Genomic DNA, 6,040 nt, shown 5'->3' on the forward strand with positions numbered 1-6,040 from the left:
ATCTATGTATTAGAGGGTACTTTGGAACTAAGAACCAAGAAGCACACCTATCTTTTATCCGAAGGTGATTTTGCTTATTTTATTTTCTACTCGCCGGAAACGATTTTTAACCCAGGCGATGCAGTAGCCACTGGGATATGGGTAGTTAGCCCTCCAGACATTTATAAGAAATCAGAATAGGGGGAGCTTGCCATGACCGTAGCCCTGACGAGGAAGTTTGACCGTTTGGCCAGCATAATCGAGAAGTATAAACGTAATCCTAGCAATTTGGTGGCAATTTTACAAGAACTCCAGGCCGAATACCGCTATTTGCCTGAAGAAGTGCTGACCTATGTGGCGACCTCCCTAGGTTTGCCTCCCGCAACTGTTTTCGGAGTTGCTACTTTCTATTCCCAGTTTTCCATGTCACCGAAGGGTCATTATGTAATCAAGGTATGTGATGGAACAGCTTGCCACGTAAGGGGCTCTGAGGCGGTGCGGTTTGCTATACGAGAGAAAGTGGGTTTGGGCGAAGAAGAAGATACTACTTCCGACCTAATGTTTACGGTAGAAAGAGTAGCCTGTCTGGGGGCCTGCGGGCTGGCCCCGGTGGTAATGGTTAACGATCGGGAAGTATACGGACAGATGACTGCTGAAGAAGCGGAGAAACTGGTTGATAGGCTAAAACAGGCTAGGCCATTAGCAGTTACCACCTCGGTCTCGGACGGCACGGAAATAGTTTCCCCCCGAGAGGATGAGGCTTATCATGTTCCTGGCCATTTACCTTTGCCGCTGGGCTCTCGGGCTGCCTTAGTCCAGCTTCAGTCTCAGGCTAAGCAGGTGATGGATGCACCGGCTATGCGCCTTTTAGTTTGCATGGAAACTGCATGCATTGCCAGCGGAGCCGAGGACGTTTATCGAGCGCTTAAGCGAGAAATTGCAACTAGAGGGCTAAGCGCTGATGTGGAAAAACTTGAACAAGGCCATGGTGGACGCGCCGCCCAACTTGTTAAAGCAGGCTGTCACGGGTACTGCCAAATTGGCCCCTTGGTTCGGGTTGAACCCCTAGGTATCCTTTACTGCCATGTAAAGCCAGAAGATGCTAAGGAGATAGTCGAGACCACAGTTGAAAATGGCCAGGTTGTTTCCCGTTTACTTTATGCTTCTGAAGAGGGCCATACCTTTGAAAACTGGCGGGATATTCCTTTCTATGCTAAGCAGCATAAGAGAGTTCTTGCCCATTGTGGCGAAATTGATTGTGAGGATATTAGGGAGTACATTGCCATTGGTGGGTACCAGGCTTTGGCGAAAGCCATCTTTGATATGGAACCGGCTGAAGTGGTTAGTTTGATAAAGGAATCCGGACTAAGGGGAAGGGGCGGGGCTGGATTTTTAACTGGTACTAAATGGGAACTAGCGGCCCAGGCTAAAGGCGACAAAAAGTTCATAGTCTGCAACGGCGACGAAGGTGACCCGGGGGCATTCATGGATAGGAGCGTTATGGAAGGTGATCCCCACCGGGTTTTAGAGGGAATGGCTATAGCCGCCTATGCGATTGGTGCAAACGAGGGCTTTATCTACGTTCGGGCTGAGTATCCACTGGCTGTTAAGCGGTTACAGTTAGCGGTGGAGGAAGCTAATCGGTATGGACTTTTGGGTGACAACATCCTCGGAAGCAATTTTTCATTCCAGATCAAGATCAAGGAAGGTGCCGGAGCCTTTGTTTGCGGGGAGGAAACGGCGCTTTTGGCCTCGATTGAAGGAAAGCGCGGAATGCCTAGGCCAAGGCCGCCTTTTCCAGTAAAACATGGCCTTTGGGGTTGCCCCACCGTAATTAACAATGTGGAGACTCTGGCCAATGTACCTTCGATTATCTTAGAAGGGCCAAGGACGTTTAGTGCGATAGGAACTCCGAAAAGTCCAGGTACAAAAACTTTTTCCTTGGCTGGACAAGTAGCTCGCACCGGTTTGATTGAAGTCCCGCTAGGAACGACTTTACGGGAAATAGTTTTCGATATCGGTGGAGGTATGAGGGAGGGCAAAGCTTTCAAGGCGGTCCAGATCGGTGGCCCCTCGGGAGGATGCCTAACGGCGAATCACCTTGACCTACCCCTTGATTTTGATAGCTTAGCAGCGGCGGGTGCGATGGTAGGGTCGGGTGGTTTGGTAGTCATGGGTCAAGATACCTGCATGGTTGAGGTGGCCAAGTTTTTTATGACCTTCATCCAAAGTGAATCCTGTGGGAAATGCCTGCCTTGCCGCGAAGGAACCAAACAAATCTTGGCCATTCTAACTAGAATAACCGAAGGGAAGGGCCGTCCAGAAGATATCGATTTACTGCTGGAGTTGGCCCACACGCTGAAGAAGAGTGCTCTCTGCGGTTTAGGAAAGACAGCTGCTAATCCCGTCTTAACTACGCTTCGGTATTTTCGACATGAATATGAAAGCCACGTAGTTGATAAGCATTGCCCGGCTGGTGTGTGTAAAGCGCTTGCAGTCTATCAAATTGATCCAGAAAAATGTAACGGCTGTGGCGGCTGCCGGCGCATTTGCCCCACCGGAGCCATATCTGGTGCTCTTAAGCACCCATTTACCATAGACCCATCTCGGTGCACCAAATGCGGTTCTTGCCTAAGCCGGTGCCGCTACGGAGCTATTGTTTTGGTACACTAATTAGTCTCAGGGAGGTAGAGACCATGCTCTTACCCAGAGGTATTGCGGCCGATGTTGGCTTCGACACAGCAACTTCGTCGATGGGAACTATACAGCTTGATGGACGCGAGGTACCTATTCGTGGGGAAAAGAACCTTTTGGAACTGGCGCGTAACAATGGAATTGACATACCTTCCTTTTGCTATCATTCAGAGCTAAGCGTCTACGGTGCTTGTCGGATGTGTTTAGTAGAAGTCGAAGGAAGAGGAGTGGTTGCCTCGTGTTCCACAGCTCCGGAGCCAATGATGGTAGTGCGTACTGTTAGCCCCGAGCTGCAGAGATTAAGAAAGACTAACTTGGAGCTATTGCTGGCTAGCCACAACAGGGATTGCACTACCTGTAACAAAAACGGTTCATGCCAGCTTCAGACGCTAGCCCAAAAACTGGGCCTGAATAGCGTACGTTTCGATTCCCGGCTGGAACAGAAGACGGTAGAAGAGGACAACCCCTGCATCGTGCGCGATGCCAATAAATGTATACTGTGTGGAGATTGTGTCCGTATGTGCAGAGAGGTTCAAGGAATCGGGGTTCTTGACTTTGCTTACCGCGGCAGTCGTACCCAAGTAACGCCTGCGGTCGGGAAAGGGTTAGGAGAGATTGAGTGTGTATTTTGCGGCCAATGTGTAGCTATTTGCCCCACTGGTGCTCTAACGCCAAAATCTGAGATTGACAGGGTTTGGGAGGCGATAGCTGATCCTGATCAGTTAGTGATAGCTCAAATTGCGCCTGCGGTCAGGGTTAGCTTGGGAGAAGAATTTGGGTTGCCACCGGGCCAGGAAACTACCGATAAGATAGCTGCGGCATTACGGTATCTGGGCGTAGACCGGGTTTTTGATACAGTATTTGCTGCCGACCTAACGGCCATGGAGGAAACACGAGAGTTCTTAACTCGGCTTGAGAACTCAGAAAGGCTACCTCTTTTTACTTCCTGTTGCCCAGCCTGGGTTAAATTTTGTGAGCAATTCCACCCTGAGTTGCTGGAAAATCTCTCTACCTGCCGATCACCGCAACAAATGATGGGTTCGTTGCTAAAAAGGCTATATGCGCAGTCTATCGGTCGCTCGCCTGAACAGATATTTGTGGTTTCCATAATGCCTTGCATAGCCAAGAAGTTTGAAGCCAAAAGACCAGAGTTTCGAACTGATACGGTTGCGGACGTTGACGCCGTACTAACTACTGTGGAAGCTGCACGTATGATCCGCCAAGCGGGAATAATGTTTGACCAGCTGGAAGGACAAGCACTAGATGCGCCTTTAAGTTTGGCCTCAGGAGCAGGAGTGATTTTTGGTGTAACCGGAGGGGTTGCGGAGGCAGTTTTACGTACTGCAGCTGGTCTAATGGGCGAGGATGGCGCAGGTCAGATTAGCTTTACCGAGGTTAGGCGAGGCGGGGGTATAAGAGGTATAGACGTTACATTGCGGAGAAATGCTAGCCAGTCCGGTCAAGAAATTCGGGCGGCGATTGTCCATGGTCTGGGCAACGCTGAGGAACTCATTAAAGCCATTCAAGCAGGCGAAGCCAAATATGATATCGTAGAAGTAATGGCTTGCCCTAATGGTTGCGTAGGTGGAGGAGGTCAGCCGGTAGCCAAGCACAAGGAAGATAGGCAGCTGAGGGGGCAAGGTTTGTACACCATTGACCGCAGGCTCCAGATCCAGAGCCCATGTGAAAATCCGCACTTAAATAAGGTTTATCAACAATGGCTCGAGACTCCCAACAGTGAAATTGCCCACCACCTGTTGCACACAGCCTATTCCTCGCGGCGGCGAATAGCCAAGGAGACTATTCATGGGATATTGGAAGCAGTTGCAGAACCAGCAGTAAATATCGCGGTCTGCATCGGCACCGGGTGTTTCCTGCGTGGCTCGCATCAGGTTCTGGATCGGCTGGTTCGCTTGGCCGAGGATTCACATGTGGCTAGTAAAATTAACTTGGTAGCTACGTTTTGTCTGGAGCATTGTTCAGAAGGTGTAAGCGTTAGGGTGAATGATAGGATATTGACAGGAGTCAATCTTGGCAATATAGAAGAAGTCTTCAGGACCCAGATGCTCCCGCTAATCAACGGTTCCGAAAGAAGGCGGTAAACCCATGGTTACGATTGTTATTTGTGTCGGCAGCTCCTGCTTTCAGCGGGGATCTAATGAAGTTATCGATACCTTTAAACAGTTAATTGCAGAACACGGCCTGACTGGAAAGGTAATTCTAAAAGGAAGTTTCTGCATGGAACATTGTACCTCAGGGGTGACAGTTAAGATTGGAGAAGAGGTTTTTACCGAGGTCTACAAGAATGATGTTCCGACCATCTTTTCCGAATATGTCTTAAACAAACTTTCCTCTGGGGGGGGCTAGATTGACGTGGCCGGAAGAATTATTAGTACCATTCCTGCCAAGTGCCGTGACTGCTACAAGTGCCTGCGGTCTTGTCCGGTTAAAGCCATCCAAGTCAAACGGCAAGAGAGTGGTGGCGAACTCTATGCGCAGGTGATGGACGAGCGCTGTATAGTCTGCGGTCGTTGTGTCCAGGTGTGCCCCCAAAAAGCCAAACGGGTCACCACCGACGTAGAGAAGGTCAGAAGCCTTCTCCAGGGGGGGCTAAAAGTAGTTGCAAGCGTTGCCCCCTCCTTTGCGGGGGCACTGCCCGTGGATGTTGCTGGTTTACTTCCGGCTGCGTTGCGGCGCTTAGGGTTTTCTATAGTTCAAGAAACTGCTTTAGGAGCAGAAATGGTAGGGGCGGCTCATCGTACTTTGGAAACGGCTACAAATGGTAGATTCGAACGGCCCTTGCTGTCTACCTCGTGTCCGGCAATAGTCAATTTGGTGGAGAAACATTTTCCCCACTTATTACCCCACTTGGCCCCCGTTGTATCCCCTATGGTGGCGCATGCCCGGTACTTGAGACAGCAGTACCCTGAGGCCCAGATAGTCTTTGTTGGCCCCTGCTTTGCCAAGAAAGAGGAAGTATTGCAAATAAATGAAGATGAGCCCGGACTCATTGCTGCTGCTCTAACCTTTCAAGAGATTTGGGAATGGTGGCAGGAAACCCAGAGCACAAGCATGACCAGTCTTGTTCCTGAGCCTTTTGACCCGCCGTTTCCCCGCCGCGCCCAATTGTTTCCTATTGAAGGAGGGTTATTGTATACAGCCGAGATGACCACTGGGCCAATGGCCTCAGATGCTATAGTGATCACCGGCGTTGATCATTGCGTTGATTTCCTGACCAGGTTTGATGAATACGCAGGCCGACCGGAAAGCCCGCGGCTCATTGAAATGTTGTCTTGTTCAACTGGTTGTATCGCTGGACCAGGGGCAGTGTCGGAAGAAGATCCCTTTTTGCGCCGAAACCGCGTCA

At 50.2% G+C, this 6,040-nt stretch carries 4 protein-coding genes; all 4 read left to right on the plus strand.

What is annotated here, in order from left to right:
* The first annotated feature begins 192 nt into the window (after nucleotides 1-192).
* The gene (locus H5U02_13335; GenBank protein ID MBC7343405.1) at nucleotides 193-2,652 is read left to right on the plus strand and encodes an NAD(P)H-dependent oxidoreductase subunit E; all 2,460 of its coding nucleotides are present in this window, start codon (nucleotides 193-195) and stop codon (nucleotides 2,650-2,652) included.
* Nucleotides 2,653-2,732: 80 nt separating this feature from the next.
* A complete protein-coding gene (locus H5U02_13340) occupies nucleotides 2,733-4,775 on the plus strand; it encodes an iron hydrogenase small subunit (GenBank protein MBC7343406.1) in 2,043 nt (680 codons plus the stop codon).
* 4 nt (nucleotides 4,776-4,779) lie between these two features.
* Nucleotides 4,780-5,040: a (2Fe-2S) ferredoxin domain-containing protein gene (locus H5U02_13345; GenBank protein ID MBC7343407.1), complete on the plus strand. Its 261-nt coding sequence runs from the start codon at nucleotides 4,780-4,782 to the stop codon at nucleotides 5,038-5,040.
* Nucleotides 5,041-5,046: 6 nt separating this feature from the next.
* Nucleotides 5,047-6,040, plus strand: a 994-nt coding sequence (locus H5U02_13350) for a 4Fe-4S binding protein (protein ID MBC7343408.1), incomplete at its 3' end; no start/stop codon positions are given.

Source organism: Clostridia bacterium (assembly GCA_014360065.1).
In the GTDB taxonomy this organism is placed as follows: Bacteria; Bacillota; DSM-521; order Neomoorellales; family JACIYF01; genus JACIYF01.